Genomic DNA, 21,493 nt, shown 5'->3' with positions numbered 1-21,493 from the left:
GGCCGGCCGACTGGCTTAGAGGATCTGCGCGGTGATCGATCCCACGGCTGGGGCATGGGGCGGACGAAGGCGTGTATGGCAACCGCTGAGGGTTACTTGCTGTCGAGTCGCCCCAGCGGGTGGGCGTTGGCGAGGGCGGACCGGGCCGTCTGCCAGTCGGTGTGGTCGACGCCGGTGACGTGGCGTAGGTAGGCGAGGGTGACCTGCTGGACGAGGGCGACGCGGCCGGGGTCCTCGTCGGTGGTCTCCGCTGCCCGGTAGCCGGAGATGCCGCCGAGGAAGTGCTCGCCGCCGTAGACGGTGAGCAGGCTCTTGTTGCCGCGGCTGAGGGTGTAGGGGTCACTCGTCCAGGCGGGTCCTCGGGTGGTGAGCGGGAGGTCGTCCTTGTCGCCGGCGACCACCAGTCCGGGGGCGGTGATGTGGGAGAAGTCCTGGTCACGGAGCCAGGGAAGGTTCTCGTGGGCGAAGGGGGTCAGTTCGTCGCCGCCCTTGCCGGCCGTGGCCAACTGGACGCTGGCCATGACCCGGGAGTCGGACAGGTCGTCGGCGGTGCCGGTTCGGGGGTCGGTGACGCGCAGACCTACCAGGATGCCCGCGGTCTGGCCTCCGAAGGAGTGGCCCGCCGCGACGATCCGGCTGTGGTCGACACGGCCGGACAGACCGGGCACGGATGCCTCCAGCGGCTTGAGCTCATCCAGGATGCGCTTCATGTCCTGCACGCGGTGGCGCCACAGGTGGGGCCTGCGGGAGTCGTCCGCGGCGATGGCTACCCGCTTGGAGTCGAGATGCGTGGCTTGGATCACCACGAAGCCGTGCGAGGCCCAGTGGTCGACCAGCGGCGCGTAGCCGTCCAGGTCGGAGCCGAATCCGTGTGCGAAGAGCACGATCGGCAGGCGTGTGCCGGTGAGCGGTGCGGAAACGCGTACGTGCAGGTCATGGCCGCGCTGGGGCGCGGGCAGCACGATCGGCTTGACCGTTACGGTCGGGGTGGGAGCGGGGCCGGTGAGGCCGGTCGTCTGACGGGTGCTCATGCGGGTGCTTCCTTCCGGTGTGCTGCGGGTGGCGGGTCAGCCGGCCCTGAGGTTGAGGACGCGTTCGGCGTGGGGCCGGAACGTATCGGGTGAAAACCCCTGGGTCATGTCAGCTACGCTAAAACTTGACGTTGACGTCAAAGGCAAGTCGTTATGGCGTAGATCACATGGAGCCCGGTATGCGCATTGGGGAACTCGCCCGCCGCACAGGCGTCAGCACCCGGGCCCTGCGGTACTACGAGGAGCAGAACCTGCTCACCGCCGAGCGCAGCGACAGCGGCCAGCGCCACTACCCGGAAACCGCGGTCGCCCGGATCCTCCTGGTCCGGGAGCTGTTCACCGCCGGCCTGTCGAGCAGGACCATCGCCGAGCTCACGCCCTGCGTCATCGACGGCAAGGCCACACCCGAACTCCTGGACCGCCTGGCGGTGGAGCGCGCTCACATCGACCAGCACATCGCCGGTCTCACGCACACCCGGGACCGGCTCGACGCGGTCATCGCCGGCGCCTCCGCATCCATGGACACCGGGATCCCTTGCCGGCCCGGCCGGCCCGTTCGCGGCGGTCTGGAACCGTGACCGGCTCGCGCTGCCACGAGCACTGGCGAGCCCGCGAACGGCGCCACTGCCGCGACGGGCCTTCGTGCGGGGTGTTCAGCTGATCGGCTTGTCCAGGATGCCCTTGGAGTGGCTGAAGGTGTCGATGGAGTATTCGCCGTGGTAGCGGCCCATGCCGCTCGCGCCGACGCCGCCGAAGGGCAGTTCGGGCAGGGCCAGGTGGGAGACCGGCAGTCCGAAGGCGATGGCCCCGGAGGACGTCTCCTCGGTCAGTCGCCGCTTGGTCGCCTCGGACTCGGTGAAGGCGTAGAGCGCGAGCGGCTTGTCCCGGTCGTTGATGAAGGCGATCGCGGCATCCACGTCGGGCACGTTGATGATGGGCAGTACCGGGCCGAAGATCTCCTCCTGCATCACCGGGGCGTCGGGGGCGACGTCGGCGAGCACGGTGGGGGCGAGGTAGCGGCCGGACCGGTCCTGGCCGCCACCGGTGACGATCCGGCCGTCGGCCAGCAGGGCGGTCAGCCGGTCGAAGTGCCGCTCGTTGATGATTCGCCCGTACTCCGGGCTGTTCTCCGGGTCCTTCCCGTACAGCGCCGTGACGGCGTCGGTCAGTTCAGCCTCCAGCGCGGCGCCGGTGTCGCCGATGGCGAGCACGTAGTCCGGTGCGACGCAGGTCTGGCCGGCGTTCAGGAACTTGCCGACAGCGATCCGCCGGGCGGTGGCCGCCAGGTCGACGCCGGGCTCGACCACGGCCGGACTCTTGCCGCCCAGCTCCAGCGTGACCGGGGTGAGGTGCTTGACCGCGGCGGCCATCACGATCCGGCCGACCGTGCCGTTGCCGGTGTAGAAGATGTGGTCGAAGTGCTGCTCCAGCAGCGCGGTGGTCTCGGGGACGGCCCCTTCGACGACGGCGACCGCCTGCGGGTCCAGGTAGCGCGGCAGCAGGCGGGCGAGGGCGGCGGAGGTGGCCGGGGCGAGCTCGCTGGGCTTGACGACCACGGTGTTCCCGGCCGCCAGCGCGCCCATCATCGGGGCCAGGGCCAGTTGCAGCGGGTAGTTCCACGGGGCGATCACCAGAACCACTCCGAGCGGCTCCCGTACGACCTGTGCCTGCGCGGGAGCGAACCGGTCCGGGACGGCGGCAGGCTGGGGAGCCAGCCACTGCTCCAGGTGCCGCACGGTGTGGTCGATGTCGCCGATCATGTAGCCGATCTCATAGCGGTCGGCCTCGGTCGCGCTCTTGCCCAGGTCGGCGCGCAGCGCCTCCCGCAGCGCCTCGGTGTTCTCGGTCAACAGGGCGCGCAGGGCCGTGAGTTGGCCCAGCCGCCAGGCCAACGGCCTGGTCCGACCTGACTCGAAGGTGTCGCGCAGCTGGGACACGACCGTGCTCTGCGGCAGGACTGAGCTCATGGTGCTTCTCCTTGGAGGGGGAGTGGGGTTGACGTCGGCAGTGACTTGAGCCTTTGGATGATTGAAGGATTCAAGTAATAAATCGACGGTATCCCTCAATGATTGAGTCTGTCAAGCAATGCCGCCTACACTGGTCGCATGACCGACATCTCCCCGGCCGTCCCTTCGGCGAATGCCGTTCCATCGGATGTCATCCCAACGGCGGCCCAGCTCATGGACCGGTTCGCCCAGGCCGCCGCCGACTACTACCGGAACTTCGGGCTGGTCGCCGCGGAGCACGGCCTGACGTTCATGCAGGGCAAGATGCTGAGCCTGCTCCGGCGGCCGATGTCGATGCGCTCACTGGCCGCGCTGCTGGGCTGCGACGCCTCCAATGTCACCTGGATCGTCGACCGCCTGGAGGCCCGCCATCTCGTCTACCGTGAGGTCGACCAGCACGACCGGCGGATCAAGAACGTCGCGGTGACCGACGAGGGCGCCGAGGTGATCCGCCTGATCCGGGCCGAGATGATGTCCAACCTGACCGCGTTGGAGCAGTTGGACGGCCCGCAGCGGCGCGCCTTCCACGATCTGCTGGCGCTGGCCTTCCCCGGCGACCCCGGGCATTGACGGCCGAAGGCAGCCCCCGCTGCGCGGGGTCAGGTCTCGTCGGTGCGGCTTGGGGCGCCTGGCGTGGGCCCGCCCACGAGAGTGATGGCGCGTGTCTCGGGAACTCCCAGCATCAGCAGGCTCGTGATCGTCGCTGCCCGGGCGCCGAGGGTCCCGTCCGACAGGTCGCCCTCCGACAGGTCGCTGTCGGCGATGGCGAACACGACGCCGTAGGCAACCTGGCTCAGAATGCCCGCCGGCAGGTGCTGTGCGAACACGTCGCTGTCCTGGCCCCGTTTCACGAGGTCGGCGAGCAACTCGTCGACCGGCCCGAGCAGGCCGTGGATCGCCTCGCCGTACTCGCCGCGGCGCAGCGCCAGCAGCACTCGGTACCGGTGCGCCACCGGCCAGACGCGGGCGATGAACTGGACCCAGGTCGCGTCCGCTGCTGCTTCGGAGGCGTTGACTTCGGTGAGCACGGCTGTCATCTCGGTGACGGCCCGTTCCGTGAGCGTCCGAACCAGGTCGAGGCGCGAGGGGAAATGGCCGTAGACCGTGCGGCGGACGACGCCGGCGGTGGAGGCGATGTCGCCCATGCCGGCGTCGGGGTTCTCGCCCAGCACGTCGAGGGCGACGTCGAGGATGCGATCGCGGGTCTCGTTCATCGAGCGCGTGCGGGAGGACTCGGTGGGCACGACACCAGTATTGCACACTGGTGTGCAGTGAATTACACTGCACACCAGTGTGCAATGGAGCGTTGCGCTGTGCTTTTTCGAAGCCCAGGAGAAGAGGAGGCCATGACCGCACCGATGCCGATGCCGATGCCGCCGACCTCGACCGCCGTCCGCCCGTTCACCGTCTCGGTCTCGGATTCGGAGATCGACGACGTGAAGCAGCGACTGGCCAGAACTCGATGGCCGGATGCGGAAACGGTGGGCGACTGGTCGCAAGGGGTTCGCGTGGAGAACGCCAGATCTCTGGTCGACTACTGGGAGCGCGGCTACGACTGGCGGCGCTTCGAGTCCGACCTCAATCGCCACCCCCAGTTCCTGACCGAGATTGACGGGCTGGACATCCACTTCATCCACGTCAGGTCCAAGAATGCCAACGCGATGCCGCTGATACTCACGCACGGATGGCCGGGCTCGATCGTCGAGTTCCTGAAGCTGGTCGGCCCGCTGACCGATCCGGTTTCGTTCGGAGGAGACGCCGCCGACTCATTCGACGTCGTCGTTCCGTCGCTCCCCGGGTTCGGGTTCTCCCAGAAGCCCACGGAGGCCGGGTGGAACGTATCGCGTATCGCAAGCGCGTGGGTGGAGTTGATGAAGCGTCTCGGCTACACGAGATGGGCCGCCCAAGGCGGGGATTGGGGTGCCGTCGTCACCACCGCCCTCGGGGCCATGCGGCCTGAGGGGCTTCTCGGAATTCACCTCAACACCCAGTACGCCTTTCCCGCGCAGATACCCGCCACCTTGTCGCCCGAACAGCGCTACGCCGTGGAGAGCCTCGCCCTCTACACCGGCGAGCTCGGTGGGTCGAACCACCTTCAGAGCACGAAGCCGGAGACCGTCGGATTCGCCCTGGCGGACTCTCCGGCTGGTCAGGCGGCCTGGATCTACGAGAAGTTCCAGTCCAAGACCGACAACCAGGGGCTCGCCGAGGACGCCCTCAGCGTGGACGACATGCTCGACGCGATATCCCTCTACTGGTTCACCAACAGCGCAGCGTCGTCCGGCCGCATCTACTGGGAGAACAAGTCGGGCACTCTCGCCGGCCCGAAGCTGACGCTTCCGGTCGCGGTGACCGTCTTCCCGAGGGACATCCCACGCCTGCCACGAAGCTGGATCGAGGACACCTACAGCAATCTGATCCACTACGGCGAAGCCGACAAGGGCGGGCATTTCGCGGCCTTGGAACAGCCCGAGATCCTGGTCCGCGAAATCCGCACCGGCCTGCGCAGCCTTCGTTCCTGACGCCAATGGTCACCGGCGTCCTCCGCACCCGGTGCGGGTGGGGAGGACGCCGGTGCGGGCTCAGTGCAGGGACTTGAGGGGGACGGTGTAGATGCCGCGGCCGTGGGTGGCGGCGTAGAGCTTGCCGTCGGGGCCGAGCGCGATCTGATCCACGGCGACGGCCGGGAGTTGGGCGATGGCCTTCCACGTGTTCCGGCCCGGTGCCCGGTACAGGGCACCCAGGTCGGTTCCCACGGCGAGGCCGCCGTTGGGGGTGAGGACCAGTGAGTCGGCGGGGATGTCGGGGAAGTTGGCGGAGATGTCCCCCCACGTCCGGCCGCCGTCGTGGCTCTCGTAGACGTGGCCGACGCCGGCGCCGGGGCCTTCGTTCCAGTCGCGGGAGAAGCCGCTGACAGTCAGGTAGACGTGGTTGGCGTTGTTGGGGTCGATGGCCAGGTCGGACAGGTAGCGGTTGGGTACGGCACCGGTGGTGGGGAGGGTGATCTGCTGCCAGCCGGTGCCGTCGGCGTTGCCGACCGCGATGCCTCGGGCGAAGCCCTGGCTGTTGCAGGGGCCGCACCAGGCGGCGTAGACCTTGCCGCCGGACGCGGCCACGGCGGTGGCGACGTGTCCGGCGCCCAGGTCGTAGGCGCTGGTCCAGGCGCTGGAGTCCCGGATCGTATAGCCCTGGGCCTGGACCCACACGTTCTCGCCGCCCGCGACCCAGGTGTTCGGGTTCTTCAGGTCGGTGGTGATCGGGGCGATGAAGCGGGCGTTGCTGGTGGCGTTGTCGGGCGGGGGCACGTTGTAGGTGGTCGGGGCGCCCAGACCGTTGTTGACGGCGCAGTTCTGGGTGACGTTGACCTCCAGGTAGACGTACTCCTGGGCGATGTTGCAGCCGTTGGCCGGGTCGGTCAGGGTCATGCCGCCGTCGCCTCCGAAGTCGGAGCCCATGACGGTGTCGTTGCCGCGCAGGAGGGACTGGCCGTTGTCCTGCAGTCCGCCGGTGACCGAGACGCCGCCGTAGGTGAGGTCCTTGCCGACGGCGACTGAGTAGTACTGCAGGGAGTCGATGGTGCCGTCGTTCAGCGAGGTCCAGTCGGTGGCGTGGCCGGAGGCGTCGGCGGCCCCGTTGATCGGGCGCTTGTAGACACCGCCGTCGTTGCCGACGTACAGCACAGTCCTGCCGTGGTATCTGCCGACGGCGACGGCGTGCTGGTCGGAGTGGGTGGTCTGGGAGCAGTCGCCGGTCTGCTTGGTGGGGTCGATGCTCCAGCAGGGGAAACCGAAGTTCCAGTACGGACCGGGGGTGGTCCAGCTGGTGCCGCCGTCGGTGGTTTCGAAGACCTCCTCCAGCCCGGCGTAGACGTGCTGCGGGTTGCTCGGGTCGACCTGGAGGAACTGGTTGTACCAGGACTGCAGGCCGGGGGCGTCCAGCGCCGAGCCGGAGGCAGCCAGGGAGTCGGCGTCGGCGATGCGGGTCCAGGGACCGAACGGGGAGCCGGACTTGGACACGAAGATCCCGTCCAGGGCGGTGTCGCCGCCGGCGGCGAGTCCGGCGGGGCTCTGGTCGATGGCGTAGTAGCGCGAGCCGTCCGCAGCGGGGGCGAAGGTCACGGCGCCCACGTCGTCGGCGTCGGCGGGCAGGTCGCCCAGCGACGTCAGACGCTGCCAGCTGCCGCCGGTTTTGGTGTAGAAGCCGTTGTAGTCGTCCCCGGAGCGCCAGCCTGCGGCGACCACGACGCGGGAGGGGTTCTTGGGGTCGAAGGCGATATCGCTGACGATGTTCTTGTAGGCCGAGGACGGGTCGTTCGCCAGCGAGCCGCCGGGCAGATAGGCGGGGTTGGGGGCGAACTGGAGCGTCCAGGGGCCGCTCAGGCGGGTGGTGGAGTGCGACCACAGGCCCTCGCTGGTGGCTGCCCACACGGTGCTGCCGCTGAAACGCAGTTCGTGGATGCTGGTGCTCTGCAACTCGGTGCCGCCCACCCGGTCGCGCGGCGAGAAGCTGCCGCGGGCGGGGTCGGCCAGCACGTAGACGCCGCTGCCGAGGTAGGCGTCGGCGTTGGTGGTGGACTCGCCGGTGCCCAGCCACAGCCAGCCCCTGCCGTCCAGGGTCAGCGCCCCGGTGGACTGGGCCGGGAGCCGGTCGCTGATCGGGGTCCACTTGCCGCCGCCGGTACTGGAGCGCCACACCCCGCCGCCCGCCGCCCCGGCGTAGACGTGCCCGTCGTCGTCCGCCGCCAGCGCGGCCATCCGCCCGGTCACCAGGCCGGAGCCGCCGCTGGAGTTGGAGTCGAGGTCGCGGTAGCGCGGATCGTCCGAGTTGTAGGGAAGGTTGGTGACGTTGTCCCAGTTCCCGCCGGTGCGCGGAAGGTTCTGCAACGCGGTCCACGCAGCGCCGTAGGCGCCGGGGGCGACCACACCGGGGGCGGTGCGCTCCGCGGCGGCCTGGGCGGCGCCGACGGATATCTCCTGCGACTCGTCGCCGTCGCCGTCGTCCTGGGGCGATGCGGCGGCCGGCCTTGCAGCTGGGTGGGCCTGGGCCTGGGCGTGGGCCTTGGCCGCGCCGGGGGCGAAGAGGTTCCCTCCCGTGCCGGACGAGGCTTGGGCGGGTATCGCCGTCATCAGTCCGGCGGCGGCCAGGGCGCAGATCGCGAGCCCTCTGCGCCTGAAGCGTGCGTTGTTCAACAGGTCCTCCCCGAGTGTGTGGTGTCACTGGTTCGTTCTGCTGTGCTTGTGTGCAGAGCGACTTGACCACACCCGGAGTGGTGGCAGGGGTGCCTGCGCACCACCTTTGCCGAATTGTTGTGATGTACCTGCCGAGAGAGCGCGGTGCCGAGCTCGAAGCGACGATGACGAAGTATCAGGTGGGTGGGAGGACGGCGAGGAGCTGCGGGGCGCTCCGGGCCCCTCGGCCCCCCGTCGGCCCCCCTCGGCCACGCCCGGCCACGCCCGGCGATCGCCGGTTGCCGCCAGGCCTCAGGCCATTGACATGAATCGCATAGGAGCGGGACAGTAGCGCCGTCCTCACGCACGTCCTGCACGATGTTCGGTTCTGCCGGGCTTCGCCCGCGCCCTCGGTGCGGACGTGCAAGAGGCCTGCTCCGTCGCCTCTCTTCCGTGGTGAACCGATGTCCGGACGTGCCCAGTTCCGGAAGGGGAACGGATCATGTCCCTGGCATCATTACTCCCGCGCCTGGTTCGACCCGGTTTGGTCACGGTGACGCTCTCCGCCGCCGCCCTGGTCTTCGCGACCGGCACCGCCACCGCGGCACCGTCGCTCACCCAGATCAGCGCTGACCCCTACACCAACTCCACCAGCCAGCACGCCACCGAGGTCGAGCCGGACACCTTCGCCTACGGCTCCACCGTCGTCTCGGCCTTCCAGGTCGGCCGGTTCACCGACGGCGGCGGCTCCAACGTCGGCTTCTCCACCTCCACCGACAGCGGGGCCACCTGGACCAACGGGTTCCTCCCGGGCATCACCACCCAGGCCGGCGGCAGCTACGCCCGGGTCAGCGACGCGTCGGTGGCCTACGACGCCAAGCACAGCACCTGGCTGATCTCCAGCATCCCGATCACCGCGGCGGTCGGCGTGCCCGCCGTCTTCACCAGTCGCTCCACCGACGGGGGACACACCTGGAGCAACCCGGTGACCACCGCCACCGGCTCCAGCCTCGATAAGAACTGGATCGTCTGCGACAACACCGCCACCAGCGCCCACTACGGCAACTGCTACACCGAGTACGACAACAACGGCAACGGCGACCGCATCCAGATGACCACCTCCACCGACGGCGGTCTCACCTGGGGCGCGTCCAAGAGCACGGCCAACAACGCCACCGGCCTGGGCGGCCAGCCCGTGGTCCAGCCCAACGGCACCGTGGTGGTCCCCATCGCCAGCGCCTCCGAGACCTCGATCAAGGCGTTCACCTCCACCAACGGCGGCAGCAGCTGGACCAGCGCCACCACGGTGACCACCGTCAGCACCTACACCGTGCACGGCTCGCTGCGCAGCGGACCGCTGCCCTCGGCCGAGATCGACGCGGCCGGCAAGGTCTACGTGGTCTGGCAGGACTGCCGCTTCCGCGCCGGCGGAGGGTCCTGCACCTCCAACGACATCGTGATGTCGACCAGCACCAACGGCACCAGCTGGTCGACCGTGGTCCGCATCCCGATCGACGCGACCACCAGCACCGTCGACCACTTCATCCCCGGCCTGGCGGTCGACCCGGCGACCTCCGGCAGCACAGCTCACCTGGCGCTGGCCTACTACTACCACCCGGTCGCCAACTGCACTGCGTCAACCTGCCAGTTGGACGTCGGGTACGTCTCCTCCACCAACGGCGGCAGCACCTGGACCACGCCGACCCAGCTGGCCGGGCCGATGAACCACTCCTGGCTGGCGAGCACCACCCAAGGGACCATGGTCGGCGACTACATCTCGACCTCCTTCTCCGCCGGAACCGCGCACCCGGTCTTCGCCGTGGCCACCGCGCCCAGCGGATCGGTCTTCAACGAGGCGATGTACACCCCGGCCGCCGGGCTCGCCGCCGTGGCCGGGACCACGGCCGCCACCCCTGCCACCACACGGCAGAACATCGCCTCGGCCCGACTGGCCGCGATCGCCTACGCCCAGTGGCTGGCAGCGGGCGGCACCTCAGGCGGAGGCGAGGACAGCCCCTGACCCAGCCAAGCCGATTTCCGGGCGGGAGCGGCAGTTCCCGGGCCTTCCCCCGCCCGGGAGCTGCCGCAACCCCGATGGCGCTCCGCCTCCAGAGCTGCCTGGCGATCGGGTGCTCGAAGCGTGCGGATGCCCGTCACGGGCCCGGCGTCGGCGCGATCCTTCGTCGAACCTTCGGATGTCGAACTTTCGAGGTCGCTGACGCATCTTGTAGGTATGACCTCGACTACTGCGACTCCGATGGCGACCCGGCCGGCTGACGCCGAGCTGGTGTTCGCGGCCGGGCGGGGTGACACGGCGGCCTTCGGGCTGCTGCTGGAAGGCCACCGCGCCCGACTAACCCGCCTGGCGCTGGCACTGCTGGGCGATCCGCAGGACGCCGCCGACGCGGTCCAGGACACGTTCCTGACCGCTCTGCGTCGGCTGTCCGAGCTGCGTGACCCGGCGGCCTTCGGCAGCTGGCTGGCGCGGATCCAGCGCAACGTGTGTCTGATGCGGCTGCGTGCGGCCCGCGAGATACCGGCCGAGGACGTCACCACCCAGCTCGACCGGGCGCAGCCGATGCCCTCGGCCGAGGAGTGCGTGGAGCGCCTGGCCCTGCGCGACTGGGTGTGGCAGGCACTCGGGGAACTGCCCGAGCCACTGCGAGTGACCGCGATGCTGCGCTACTTCGGCCGTCAGCACTCCTACCAGGAGATCGCCGAGATCACCGGTGTACCGGTGGGAACCGTGCGCAGCAGACTGCACCAGCTGCGGGCGGTCCTGGCGAACAGGCTGCTCGACGAGGCGGCACCTAGCAGCAGCAGTTCGCGGGACGCGGCCGGGCAGTGGGCCCGGAGCCTGCAGGACGCGTTCGAGGCTTTCAACCAGCGCAGCGATCCCGGACCGCTCGCAGCCCTCTACTCGACCGACGTGAAGGCCCGTTTGTTCCAGGGGCCGCAGCTGCGCGGGCGCGACGAGTTGCAGTCACTGCTCCTGGAGGACGACCTGGCGGACGGAGTCGGGTACCGGCTGACCAGCGTGGTCGCCAGCGGCGACCTGGCCGTCGTCGAGGTCCGGTTCCTCAATCCCCCCGCCGACCCCTTCCACTGCCCGCCCGCGTTCACCCAGGTCCTGCACCACCGCGGGTTCCAGGCACACCGGATGACCGCCTACTTCGCCGCCAGACCCGACGGCGACCCGAACCGCGAGAACGGATGACCCAAGGAGTCCGTCATGTTCCAGGAACTGTCCCGGCGCTGCTTCGCAGCCGCCTACGACGCCATCAACGGGCCCGCCGAACGAGCAGGTCTGCGCGAGCGTCGACGCTCGCTGCTGGCCCAGGCGGCCGGTGTCACGATCGAGATCGGCGCGGGCACGGGCCTCAACCTGCCGTACTACCCGGCGGCGGTCACCCGGCTGGTGCTGGTCGAACCCGACCCCCACATGCGGCGTCGCCTGCGCGCGCACGCCGAGCGGCTCGGCCGGACCACCGAGATCCTGGACGCCCGGGCCGAGCGGCTGCCGTTCCCGGATTCCGTCTTCGACACCGCCGTGGTCACCTTCGCCCTGTGCAGCGTCCCGCAGGAGCAGAGCGCGTTGGCGGAGATCGCGCGGGTGCTGCGGCCGGGTGGGGAGCTGCTGTTCCTCGAACACGTCCGTTCCACGGACCCGAAGGTCGCGGCCAAGCAGGACAAGCGGCCGTTCCCCTACCCGCTGATCGGCTGCCACCCCAACCGGGCGACGCTCGACGCGATCGAGGCCTCGCCGCTCACCGTCGAGTCCGTCCTGCACGGCGAGGTGCCGAAGGTCCCCAGGGTTGAGAGCCCCATGATCGTCGGCAGCGCCCGCCGCCCGGTCCCCACCGCTTGACCAACTTCCAGTGAAGAGAGAAGGCACGGCCGTGAACGAGAGCACCGCACACGAACTGGCCGGCAAGTTCGTCACGTTTCTGGAGACCGGCGACCCCCCGGAGGGGCTGTTCCGGCCGGACGTGTTCTGCGACTTCACCCCGCCCCAGTGGCGCCTGCAGTCCACTGGCGCCGAGGAGCTCGTCCAGACGCGTCGCCGGTCCCACCCGGCCAGGGGAGCCGTACCGCGCTGGCGCTGCGACCCCACACCGACCGGATTCGTCCTCGAGGTCGAGGAGCGCTGGACCGACACGGACGACCACTGGTACTGCCGCGAACTGTTCCGCGCCGACGTCACCGAGGGCGCCATCAGCGACCTCTCGGTCTACTGCACCGGCGACTGGAACTCCGCACAACAGGAACGCCACCGCAGCGAGGTCACCCTCCTCCGGCCGTAGCCCACAGGCCCTGGAGGTGTTCAGCGGACTTCTGCGCCGAGGGCGATGTCGAAGCCGGCGCCGTTGCGGGCCAGCCCCATCAGCAGGATGCCGGTCCATTCGAGGACCGAAGCCATCCCGAGCCCTCCCGTGTCCAAGGGCCGCAAGTCGATGCTCTCCAGAAACGCCGCGACTTGGGCCTTCGCCGCGGCGTCGTCGCCGGCGACAAAAACGTCCAGGGGCGTGTCGTGAGCGAGGACGTGGCCGAAGACCGAGTTCAGCGCCTTCACGACGGGTGTGCCCTCGGGGGCGGCAGCAGCGATCTCCTGGGCCGCCGAGCTGTCCGGGGTGGTCGCGAGTCCGCTGGCGTCGGCGTTGAAGGGATTGGAGATGTCGACGAGGATCTTGCCGGCAAGCGCGTCGCCGTAGTGAGTGACCACGTCGACTGCGCTGGTGTACGGGACGGCCACGATGACGATGTCACCTGCCGGCGTTGCGCCGAGAGCGGCGACGGTGGCTCCGTGGCCGATCTGGTCGGCCAGCGCCGAAGCCTTGGCGGTGTTGCGGCTCATGAGCTCGATCGCGTGGCCGTGCTTGGCTGCCCGGGTGCCGATGGCGGTGGCCATGTTGCCCGAACCGATGATGCTGATGGTGGTCATGACGTGTTCCTCTGCTGTCTGTGGAGCTGGCGGTAAGGAGTGTGTTGCCGTTCCGATGGGCTGCATCAAGCGCGTTGGCCACGCAGCATTGGCTCGCGGCCAGTTGCGTTCGCGGGCGACGTGTTCGCGTACCGCGGGGATGGTTTCAGCGGCGAAGCGTTCGATGACGTCCTGGTCGTCGCCGGCCAGAACGAAGGCGCTGACGCCGTCCTCGAGGTGACGAAGTCGAGGCCGAGCCGCTCACTCAGCTGCCCACACAACGACCGTGCTGCCATGGTGGGTCCGCTCCTCGCGCGGTCGGGCCGGAGCGCCGACATGAGGCACTCCTCCGGTCGGCACTCGCCGTCAGATCTGGCTGAACCCGCCGTCGACGACCAGGTTCGCGCCGGTGATGAAGCTGGCGTCCGAGGAGGCCAGGAACAGCGCGGCAGCCCCGATTTCCTCGCTGGTTCCCAGCCGTCCCAGCGGGATTGCGGCGGTGATCTGTTCCCGAAACTCGGGGGGCACGGTGCTGAAGAGCGCGGTGTCGATCGAACCGGGACTGACGACATTCACCCGGATACCGCGGACCTTCAACTCCGCGGCCCAGGTGCGGGCCAGTGAACGTACGGCGGCCTTGCTCGCCGAGTAGACACCGGCACCGGGGATGCCCTTGGTCGCGCTGCTCGTGCCGTTCAGGATGATCGACGCACCATCGCTCATCAATGGCAGCAGGTACTGAACGGTGAACACAGTGCCGCGGAAGTTCACGCCCACCAGAGCATCGAACGTATCGGGGGTGATACTTCCCAGCGGGTCGGTCACCGACGCGACGCCGGCGCTCGCGAAGAGGACGTCGACTCGTCCGTGGTGCTCCCGCACGGTCTCGGCCAAGCGAGCCAGGTCGTCCAGATTTCCCGAGTCCGCCTGTACACCCGTCACGTGGTGGCCGATGGCCGCGACCGCCTCGTCCAGTCTGCCCCTGTCCCGGCCGGTGATGAACACGTGGGCGCCTTCGGCCACGAACAACTTGGCCGTCGCCAACGCCATCCCGGAGGTTGCTCCAGTGATCACGGCGACCTTGCCATCAAGTTTGAGCATGCTGACCTTTGCCTTTCTGTCGGCCGAACGGCCGATCTGTGTGAACCTGCGAGGTACGTCGGGCCGGCGAGTTGACGCCGCCGGTGCGAAGCGCTCCGCAAACCGGGCTGGTCTCCCGTTCACGACTGCATGCCTACCGTAACAGATGCGTGCGCGCGCATGTAAACGGGCGAGCATCCAATTTTCAGGTACACTGCCGAGCGTGAGGGCACCCGTGTCGCAACCGCGAATCATTTCCCCGGACCAGGTCAACGGCTGGTTTGGGCTGCTGTTCACCCACGCGACGGTCACCGGGCGGATCGACGCCGTGCTGATGGACCAGCACAAGATCTCGTTCAGCACCGTCGAGATCCTGTGCTGGCTCCTGGAGGCCGAACCTCAGTCGGTTCGAGGTCTGTCCGGCAAACTCGTCAGCGTCAGCCCGACCAGAGCATCACGGTTGGTTCAGGGACTGATCGATGCCGGGCACCTCCAACGGGGAGCCGACCAAGGCGACGGTCGGGTGTCGCTCATCAGCTTCACCGAGAGCGGACGGCACTTCGCCGAGACGGTCAGACGAACCTTCGAGGATTCGGTCAGGAAATATTTCGTCGATCCCCTCGACGACGATGACATCGCTGCCCTCACCCGGATCTGGGCCAAGCTCGAAAACGCAGAAGGTCCTGGCTGAGGGGACACTCGCCGCATGATGCTCGAAGCCATCGGCACCCTCCTCGAAGCCGGGCGAACCGACAGCACGATCGCCGCCGAAATCGACGCATCAGACATCCTCGCCCGCTGTGCACTTCGTACCCCAGGACGACCATCGAGGCTTCGGGTCCCGGTGGACGTGGACGTACTCGAAGACCACATCCTGGGCGAGGAGGTCGAAGTAGTCGTCCCCGTCGGCCGGGCCGCCCATGCCTTCCTTGATGATGCGGAAGAACGGGCTGTTCGCCCTGCGCCGGGCAGCCCCTCATCTCGGTCTGCCGCACATCGATCTGACGCAAGGTCAGGTATGTCGGCCCCCGGTGCACAACGGGTGCACATCCCACCAGCCGAACTGACGAGATGCTCAGCGCGTACTCATGCCTGCGACACCCGGTTGTCGCCCGCGTACAGACTGCTCATGGCAGGGGTTGACGATCAAATGCCTCGTGTGGTCTCCCCGCGATCCGGTGGGCCGGAGTGCGCGACGGGTTCGGGCAGCGCTGCTGTGCTGTGGTGGGAGATTCAGACCGTGGTGATGACCCGGTTCTGTTCGAGGCGCGGGCTGCGGGGGAATGCGGGGCTCCCGTCCGGCTTGCCGATGGTGACTACGACGAGGGTCTTGTAGCCGGTCTCGGCGAAGAACTCCTGGTCGATGGCCTCGGCGTCCAGGCCGGTCATCGGGCCGGCGGCCAGGCCCACGGCGCGCACGCCGAGGATGAAGTAGCCGATCTGCAGGCCGGCGCTGACGGACGCTTCGACGAAGCGGTGGTCCTTGCCCTTGAAAAGGCTCTGCGCGGCCGGGAAGTGCGGCAACTGGGTGGGCAGGTGCTCGTGGAATTCGGGGTCGTAGGCGAGCACCGCGACCAGCGGAGCGCCGGCGGTCTTTGCCTTGTTGCCGTCCCACAGGTGCTCGACGAGACGCTCGCGCGCCTCGGGGGTGCGCACCAGCAGGATGCGTAGCGGCTGGGAGTTGAACGCGGTCGGTGCGTACTTGATCAGGTCGTAGATCGCGGCGACCTGCTCCTCGCTCACCGGCTCGTCGGAGAAGGTGGTCACGGTGCGTGCCTCGCGGAACAGCAGGTCCTGTGCGGTCGTGTCCAGGGCGACGTGCTCGTGCAGTTCGGTCATCGCGGTTCGATTCCGTTTCTTGGTCGGGTGGCGCTCGAAAGGTACGGATTCGTTCGCCGTCAGGACAGGGGTGCTTCGGCGGCTAGGCCGATCAGGGACCGGTAGGCGGCGGCGCTCAGGAGGCTTGAGTCGTAGATGGCGGTCAGGCGGCTGATCTTGCCGTTCTCGTCGAGTTCGAGGCAGGTGTGGCCGCGGTGCATCGGGGCGGCGTCCGGGGCGGCGGACCACTCGTAGCCGCCGCCCTGGCGGCTGCCTTCGGTGTGGAGCAGGGCGGCGCCCGGTCCGTAGGGGAGCTGTCCGAGCGCCCGGGCGTAGTAGCGCTGGGCCTGGAGGGTGCCGCGGACGCGGGTGTGCGCGGCCAGGTCCTCGTGGACCACGTCGTAGGACATCAGGGCGACGGCCCCGGCGGCGTCGCCCGTCGCGAACGCGGCCTGGAGCGCCCGGGCGGCCCGGACCACGGCGGGGTGGGCGTTCTGCTCGGAATCGCTGAAGTCGGTGGGATAGGTGCCGGTGATGGTGTTCTGGATGAGGGAGCTGCGGCCGTCCCAGTAGTCGACCCAGCGGGTGATCTTGTGGTTGTTGTCGAAGGTGACGGTGGAGAGGGCGCGGATCTCCTGGCCGAAGAACGCGGGGGTGTCCACGAACTCGATCGCAGCGCTTCGCGCGTCGCCGACGATGCGCAGCGGATAGGAGATCGCGTCGGCAGGCACGCTGGCGAGGAAGGGGGTGAAGAAGTTGCTCAGCGCCTGCCAGCCGGACATGCTGACGCCCAGGCAGGCGTCGATGTAAACGGTGTTCGTCCTGGAGAAGTAGGACATGAACCCTGCGGCGTCGTGCCTGCTCTTGGCCGTCAGGATGCCGCGGAAGATCGCGGCGATCTCCGGCGTGCAGTGCGCGGTGTCAGTGACACCGGACGGGTACGGCAGATGCTGCGTACCGTCGGCAGCCGTGTTGGCCGCGCGCGCCGTTCCGGCCGCGAACATTCCGGTGGCGCCGAGAGCCGCAGCCGTTCCGGCCAGGGCCCCTGTGCGGAGCATCGTCCGCCTCGTGGTTCCCTGCCGATCCACGTGATCCATCAGTAAGTTCCTTCCCGCATCGGATGATTCAGAGATTTGCGGATACCGCTGCTGCAAGTGCGGCCGGTCACCCGGCGGGCAGGGACCCCACCAGGTCGAATTCGTTGCCCTCCGGGTCGGCGAAGGTGGTCCAGCGGACCGCCGACTTCTCGGCGTCGGCGACGGGTGTGGCGCCGAGGTCGGTCAGCCGCTTGCTCTCGGCGTCGAACTCGTCGGTCCACAGGTCGAGGTGGAGGCGGTTCTTGACCGACTTGGGCTCCGGGACCTTCCAGAAGGCGAGCTTGGGGCCGCTGGTCGGGTCAGTGGCGTCGATCGCGGCGCTCTCGGCGGTCGCGCCCGGGTTGACCGGGCGGTGCAGAACCTTCGACCAGAATGCGGCGAGGGCGGCTGCGTCGGCGGCGTCGATGCTGAGGCCGATGACGGACGTGGTCATGACTGATTCCTTTTCTCCGAGTGATGCCGAGGTCCGGCACCGCTGCCAGGCGGTGGCGGCCAGCTACGGCGAGGCGTTTCCAGGCGGAGGGCGGTGCGCACCTTCTTCAACGCGTGCACCGCTCGGCCCTTACGGTTAAAGCTTTAAGTCAAGCTAGCCCGGCTCACTTCACGATGCAAGTCATCTGAGCCGCTGGTTCACTTCAACTTTTAAGCTATCCTGAAGTCATGGACGCCCCACAGGAGCCCCGCTGGCTCGACGCCGAGGAGGCGCAGGCATGGCTCGCCCTGGCCAGCACGCTGATCAGGCTGCCGTCCGCGCTCGATGAGCAGCTGCGTCGCGACGCCGGGATCGGCCACTTCGAGTACCAGGTGCTGGCCAAGCTGTCCCAAGTGCCCGACCGCACCCTGCGGATGAGCGTGCTGGCGGTGCAGACCGAAGGTTCGCTGCCGCGCCTGTCCCAGGTGGTCGCCCGGCTCGAGCAGCGCGGTTGGGTGCGCCGCACCCCCGACCCGACGGACGGCCGTTACACCCTGGCGACCCTGACCGACGAGGGCTGGACCAAGGTGGCCGAGGCCGCGCCCGGCCATGTCGATGAGGTTCGCCGCCTGGTCTTCGACCCGCTGACCAGGGCCCAGTCCCGGCAGCTGCGCGAGATCAACCGACGCATCATGCGCGCGATCGACCCGGACGAGCGCTCCCTCGACAGCTGAGGACGCGTCACGCCCCAGATGTGGTGTTCGGAACCGCGCTCGCCCTCAGCCCCGAGCTGCGTGCCTTTCTCGCTCGCTTCGCCGCTCGCTTCGCCGACCGGTTCCGGCTGCGGGCAGGCCACGACATCAAGGTGAGTCGAACATGCCCTAGTGCAACACGGAGACCCTGCCGCTCTCGGTAGTGAGCGGCAGGGTCTCCATGGCTACTGGCGGCCAGTCAGGAAATCAAGATCATCTTCCACGTGTCAGAGGTCGAAGTAGAGCTCGAACTCGTGGGGGTGGGGGCGGAGGGAGATGGGGAGGACTTCCTGGGTGCGCTTGAAGTCGATCCAGGTGTCGATCAGGTCGGGGGTGAAGACGCCGCCGGCGAGGAGGTAGTCGTGGTCGGCCTCGAGGGCTTCGAGGACGGCGGGGAGGGTGGCCGGGACCTGGGGGACGGAGGCGTGCTCGTCGGGGGCCAGTTCGTAGAGGTCCTTGTCGACCGGCTCCAGCGGCTCGATCTTGTTCTTGATGCCGTCCAGCCCTGCCATCAGCATCGCCGAGAAGGCGAGATAGGGGTTGGAGGACGGGTCGGGCGCGCGGAACTCGATGCGCTTGGCCTTGGCGTTGGCGCCGGTGATCGGGATGCGGATCGCCGCCGAGCGGTTGCGCTGGGAGTAGACCAGGTTGACCGGGGCCTCGAAACCGGGGACCAGGCGGTGGTAGGAGTTCACCGTCGGGTTGGTGAAGGCCAGCAGCGAGGGGGCGTGCTTGAGCAGGCCGCCGATGTAGTAGCGGGCCATGTCGGACAGGCCCGCGTAGCCCTGCTCGTCGTAGAAGAGGGGCTCGCCGCCGCTCCACAGGGACTGGTGGCAGTGCATGCCGGAGCCGTTGTCGCCGAAGATCGGCTTGGGCATGAAGGTCGCGGTCTTGCCGTTCCGCCAGGCCACGTTCTTGATGATGTACTTGAACAGCATCAGGTCGTCGGCCGCGGCGAGCAGCGTGTTGAACTTGTAGTTGATCTCGGCCTGGCCGGCCGTGCCGACCTCGTGGTGCTGGCGTTCGATCTGCAGGCCGGCCCGGGTCAGCTCCAGCGACATCTCGGCGCGCAGGTCGGCGAAGTGGTCCACCGGCGGGGCCGGGAAGTAGCCGCCCTTGTAGCGGACCTTGTAGCCGCGGTTGCCGCCCTCCTCGACGCGACCGGTGTTCCAGGCGCCGGCCACGGAGTCGATCTCGTAGAAGGACTTGTTCTGCTTGGTCTCGAAGCGGACGTCGTCGAAGACGTAGAACTCCGCCTCGGGGCCGAAGTACGCGGTGTCGGCGATGCCGGAGGAGGCGAGGTACGCCTCGGCCTTCTTGGCCACGTTGCGCGGGTCGCGGCTGTACTGCTCGCCGGTGATCGGGTCGTGGATGAAGAAGTTGATGTTGAGGTGCGATTCCTTGCGGAAGGCGTCGAGCCTGGCCGTGCTCAGGTCGGGGACCAGGGCCATGTCGGACTCGTGGATCGCCTGGAAGCCGCGGATCGACGATCCGTCGAACATCAGGGTCTCGGCCGGATCGAAGGACTCCGCGGGCACGGTGAAGTGCTGCATGACGCCTGGAAGGTCGCAGAACCTGACATCGACGAACTTGATGTCATTGTCCGAGATGTAGCGGGACATCTCTTCGGCGTTGTTGAACATCCATCCTCCTCGGCCCGGCAAGCGCCAGGATTGCGGGTGCGGGACCGCCGGTCCCGCCGGCGGCACCGGTGTGGCTCACGATAGGAACAGGCCGTTTCTCGCCTGTGACTCACATGTTTCGCGGATGTTAACCGCACCAGGTCAACGCGGGGACAACCCTTGTGGTTCCTGGCCTTTGAGGGTTTGACGATCTTCCGGTTGTTTCACTCCTTGGAGAGTGGACTAGACCAATATGGGAGCTGTCCCAGTCTCCCTACCCCGGTCGCAAATCGGTAGACCTCGGACGGCTACCCTGGCTCTGTGGACGACAGTAGAGATGCGCTGGGATCGTGGATAGAAGGCCCCCAGGTGGGCGCGGCGCCGGCCGAGGGCGACCCCCGCTACCGGGGCGAGCGGCTCGGCCTGCCCGAGGAGGGCACCGGGTCGATGGCCCCGACCGGCCGGCGCCTGGTGGCCCTGGTGATCGACTGGTGGCTGTGCGCGATGGTCTCCTACGGACTGATCACCCACGGCAACCTGGTGCGGGCCAACGACTGGACCCTCTTCGTCTTCTTCGTGCTCAGCGTACTCACGGTGGGCACCATCGGCAGTACGCCCGGTAAGCGCCTGCTCGGGATGCGGGTGGTGCGGGTGGACGGCAGCCGGGCGACGATGGGGCAGGTCGCGCTGCGCACCTTCCTGATGATGCTGGCCATCCCGGCCGTGATCTGGGACCGCGACGGGCGCGGGATGCACGACCGCCTGGTCGGTACGGTCGAGGTCCGGATGTAGTCCGGAGCAGTACACGCGGAGCGGCCCCGGTCGCGTCCTTCGGCAGAAGGCGCGGCCGGGGCCGTCGCGTGTGTTGAGGTGGGGAGTGGGGGACCGGGGGAGCCGGTCAGCGGCCCTTGGGCATCCGCGCGCTCTTGGGCATCGGGCCCTTGGGGATCGGCGCGTTGGACATCAGGTCGCCCATCGCCCGCAGCCGGTCGTTGATCTGGGTGACCTGCGACGGCGGAAGCGTCCGCGGCATCTTGGTCAGGTGCATCTGCAGCCGCTTGAGCGGGATCTGGCCCTCGCCCTCGCCCACGATGATGTCGATCACCGGGACGTCGCCCGCCGCCTTGCTCATCCGGCGCTTCTCGGCGGCCATCATCGGCCGAAGCCGGTTGATGTTGCCCTCGCCGACCAGGACGATGCCCGGACGGCCGACCGCGCGGTGCACCGCGTCCTGCTGGCGCGTCGCCGCGACCACCGGGGTGATCGTCCAGCCGCGCTTGATGTTGTTGAGCACGGCCGCAGCTGCGCCGGGCTGCCCGTCCATCTGCCCGAAGGCGGCCCTCTCGGCCCGGCGGCCGAAGACCACCACGGCGGCCAGGATCCCCGCGAAGAGGCCCAGGATGCCGAGGTAGATCGGGTGCCCGACCAAGAAGCCGATAACGAGGAGCACCGCGAGGGTGCCGAGCCCGATACCGGCGATGATGAGACCGATTTTCGGGTCGACCCGCTTGGTCATGGTGTACGCCAGACGGATCTGCTTGAGCCGTCCGGGGGTTTCGTCGGTGGTTTCCTGCCTCGCCATGGGG

The 21,493-nt window shown here is 68.6% G+C and carries 21 protein-coding genes; 10 read left to right on the top strand and 11 right to left on the bottom strand.

What is annotated here, in order from left to right:
• Positions 1–92: 92 nt before the first annotated feature.
• Positions 93–1,031: an alpha/beta hydrolase family protein gene (locus ACEZDG_RS27295; protein WP_380514179.1), complete on the bottom strand. Its 939-nt coding sequence runs from the start codon at positions 1,029–1,031 to the stop codon at positions 93–95.
• Positions 1,032–1,210: 179 nt separating this feature from the next.
• Here ACEZDG_RS27295 and ACEZDG_RS27290 point away from each other — a divergent pair, with 179 nt between their 5' ends.
• Positions 1,211–1,609: a MerR family transcriptional regulator gene (locus ACEZDG_RS27290; protein ID WP_380514177.1), complete on the top strand. Its 399-nt coding sequence runs from the start codon at positions 1,211–1,213 to the stop codon at positions 1,607–1,609.
• 75 nt (positions 1,610–1,684) lie between these two features.
• Here the strand turns inward: ACEZDG_RS27290 and ACEZDG_RS27285 are convergent, their stop codons facing one another.
• Positions 1,685–2,998: an aldehyde dehydrogenase family protein gene (locus ACEZDG_RS27285; RefSeq protein WP_380514176.1), complete on the bottom strand. Its 1,314-nt coding sequence runs from the start codon at positions 2,996–2,998 to the stop codon at positions 1,685–1,687.
• Positions 2,999–3,136: 138 nt separating this feature from the next.
• On the opposite strand from ACEZDG_RS27285, the gene ACEZDG_RS27280 reads away from it, so the two are divergent.
• Positions 3,137–3,607: a MarR family winged helix-turn-helix transcriptional regulator gene (locus ACEZDG_RS27280; RefSeq protein WP_380514174.1), complete on the top strand. Its 471-nt coding sequence runs from the start codon at positions 3,137–3,139 to the stop codon at positions 3,605–3,607.
• 29 nt (positions 3,608–3,636) lie between these two features.
• On the opposite strand, the gene ACEZDG_RS27275 is transcribed toward ACEZDG_RS27280, so the two are convergent.
• Positions 3,637–4,281 (bottom strand): TetR/AcrR family transcriptional regulator, encoded by a 645-nt coding sequence (locus ACEZDG_RS27275; RefSeq protein WP_380514172.1) that lies wholly within the window; start codon positions 4,279–4,281, stop codon positions 3,637–3,639.
• A gap of 102 nt (positions 4,282–4,383) precedes the next feature.
• Here ACEZDG_RS27275 and ACEZDG_RS27270 point away from each other — a divergent pair, with 102 nt between their 5' ends.
• A complete protein-coding gene (locus tag ACEZDG_RS27270) occupies positions 4,384–5,559 on the top strand; it encodes an epoxide hydrolase family protein (protein WP_380514170.1) in 1,176 nt (391 codons plus the stop codon).
• A 60-nt stretch (positions 5,560–5,619) separates the two neighbouring features.
• Here ACEZDG_RS27270 and ACEZDG_RS27265 read toward each other — a convergent pair whose 3' ends face one another.
• Positions 5,620–8,163, bottom strand: coding sequence for a WD40/YVTN/BNR-like repeat-containing protein (locus tag ACEZDG_RS27265; RefSeq protein WP_380514436.1), 2,544 nt, complete (start codon positions 8,161–8,163; stop codon positions 5,620–5,622).
• A gap of 595 nt (positions 8,164–8,758) precedes the next feature.
• Between ACEZDG_RS27265 and ACEZDG_RS27260 the strand changes: the two genes are divergently transcribed.
• The 4 genes from ACEZDG_RS27260 to ACEZDG_RS27245 all read left to right on the top strand — a co-directional run bounded on the left by ACEZDG_RS27260 (position 8,759) and on the right by ACEZDG_RS27245 (position 12,509).
• Positions 8,759–10,225: a sialidase family protein gene (locus ACEZDG_RS27260; RefSeq protein WP_380514168.1), complete on the top strand. Its 1,467-nt coding sequence runs from the start codon at positions 8,759–8,761 to the stop codon at positions 10,223–10,225.
• 213 nt (positions 10,226–10,438) lie between these two features.
• On the top strand, positions 10,439–11,422 hold the full coding sequence (locus ACEZDG_RS27255) for a sigma-70 family RNA polymerase sigma factor (protein ID WP_380514166.1): 984 nt from the start codon (positions 10,439–10,441) through the stop codon (positions 11,420–11,422).
• A 15-nt stretch (positions 11,423–11,437) separates the two neighbouring features.
• On the top strand, positions 11,438–12,073 hold the full coding sequence (locus tag ACEZDG_RS27250; RefSeq protein WP_380514164.1) for a class I SAM-dependent methyltransferase: 636 nt from the start codon (positions 11,438–11,440) through the stop codon (positions 12,071–12,073).
• Positions 12,074–12,104: 31 nt separating this feature from the next.
• The gene (locus tag ACEZDG_RS27245; RefSeq protein ID WP_380514162.1) at positions 12,105–12,509 is read left to right on the top strand and encodes a hypothetical protein; all 405 of its coding nucleotides are present in this window, start codon (positions 12,105–12,107) and stop codon (positions 12,507–12,509) included.
• Positions 12,510–12,529: 20 nt separating this feature from the next.
• On the opposite strand, the gene ACEZDG_RS27240 is transcribed toward ACEZDG_RS27245, so the two are convergent.
• Positions 12,530–13,147: an NADPH-dependent F420 reductase gene (locus tag ACEZDG_RS27240; protein WP_380514160.1), complete on the bottom strand. Its 618-nt coding sequence runs from the start codon at positions 13,145–13,147 to the stop codon at positions 12,530–12,532.
• A gap of 345 nt (positions 13,148–13,492) precedes the next feature.
• A complete protein-coding gene (locus ACEZDG_RS27235; protein WP_380514158.1) occupies positions 13,493–14,227 on the bottom strand; it encodes an SDR family NAD(P)-dependent oxidoreductase in 735 nt (244 codons plus the stop codon).
• Positions 14,228–14,429: 202 nt separating this feature from the next.
• Between ACEZDG_RS27235 and ACEZDG_RS27230 the strand changes: the two genes are divergently transcribed.
• Positions 14,430–14,897 carry a MarR family winged helix-turn-helix transcriptional regulator gene (locus ACEZDG_RS27230; protein ID WP_380514156.1) on the top strand — a complete coding sequence of 156 codons (468 nt, stop codon included), beginning with the start codon at positions 14,430–14,432 and terminating at the stop codon, positions 14,895–14,897.
• A 542-nt stretch (positions 14,898–15,439) separates the two neighbouring features.
• On the opposite strand, the gene ACEZDG_RS27225 is transcribed toward ACEZDG_RS27230, so the two are convergent.
• The 3 genes from ACEZDG_RS27225 to ACEZDG_RS27215 all read right to left on the bottom strand — a co-directional run bounded on the left by ACEZDG_RS27225 (position 15,440) and on the right by ACEZDG_RS27215 (position 17,554).
• Positions 15,440–16,045, bottom strand: coding sequence for a malonic semialdehyde reductase (locus tag ACEZDG_RS27225; protein ID WP_380514154.1), 606 nt, complete (start codon positions 16,043–16,045; stop codon positions 15,440–15,442).
• Positions 16,046–16,104: 59 nt separating this feature from the next.
• On the bottom strand, positions 16,105–17,082 hold the full coding sequence (locus ACEZDG_RS27220) for a hypothetical protein (RefSeq protein ID WP_380514152.1): 978 nt from the start codon (positions 17,080–17,082) through the stop codon (positions 16,105–16,107).
• 106 nt (positions 17,083–17,188) lie between these two features.
• Positions 17,189–17,554, bottom strand: a complete 366-nt coding sequence (locus ACEZDG_RS27215; protein ID WP_380514150.1) for a VOC family protein — start codon at positions 17,552–17,554, stop codon at positions 17,189–17,191.
• A gap of 227 nt (positions 17,555–17,781) precedes the next feature.
• On the opposite strand from ACEZDG_RS27215, the gene ACEZDG_RS27210 reads away from it, so the two are divergent.
• Positions 17,782–18,267: a MarR family winged helix-turn-helix transcriptional regulator gene (locus ACEZDG_RS27210; protein WP_380514148.1), complete on the top strand. Its 486-nt coding sequence runs from the start codon at positions 17,782–17,784 to the stop codon at positions 18,265–18,267.
• Between the two features lie 245 nt (positions 18,268–18,512).
• Here the strand turns inward: ACEZDG_RS27210 and glnA are convergent, their stop codons facing one another.
• Positions 18,513–19,928, bottom strand: a complete 1,416-nt coding sequence (glnA, locus tag ACEZDG_RS27205; RefSeq protein ID WP_380514146.1) for a type I glutamate--ammonia ligase — start codon at positions 19,926–19,928, stop codon at positions 18,513–18,515.
• A 300-nt stretch (positions 19,929–20,228) separates the two neighbouring features.
• On the opposite strand from glnA, the gene ACEZDG_RS27200 reads away from it, so the two are divergent.
• Positions 20,229–20,699, top strand: a complete 471-nt coding sequence (locus ACEZDG_RS27200; RefSeq protein WP_380514144.1) for an RDD family protein — start codon at positions 20,229–20,231, stop codon at positions 20,697–20,699.
• 106 nt (positions 20,700–20,805) lie between these two features.
• Here ACEZDG_RS27200 and ACEZDG_RS27195 read toward each other — a convergent pair whose 3' ends face one another.
• Complete coding sequence (locus ACEZDG_RS27195) at positions 20,806–21,489, bottom strand: DUF4191 domain-containing protein (protein ID WP_380514142.1); 684 nt, start codon at positions 21,487–21,489, stop codon at positions 20,806–20,808.
• Between the last annotated feature and the right edge of the window lie 4 nt (positions 21,490–21,493).

This window comes from Streptacidiphilus alkalitolerans (assembly GCF_042511045.1).
GTDB classification, from domain to species: Bacteria; Actinomycetota; Actinomycetes; order Streptomycetales; family Streptomycetaceae; genus Streptacidiphilus; species Streptacidiphilus alkalitolerans.
This window is presented reverse-complemented; position numbering and strand designations above follow the sequence as displayed.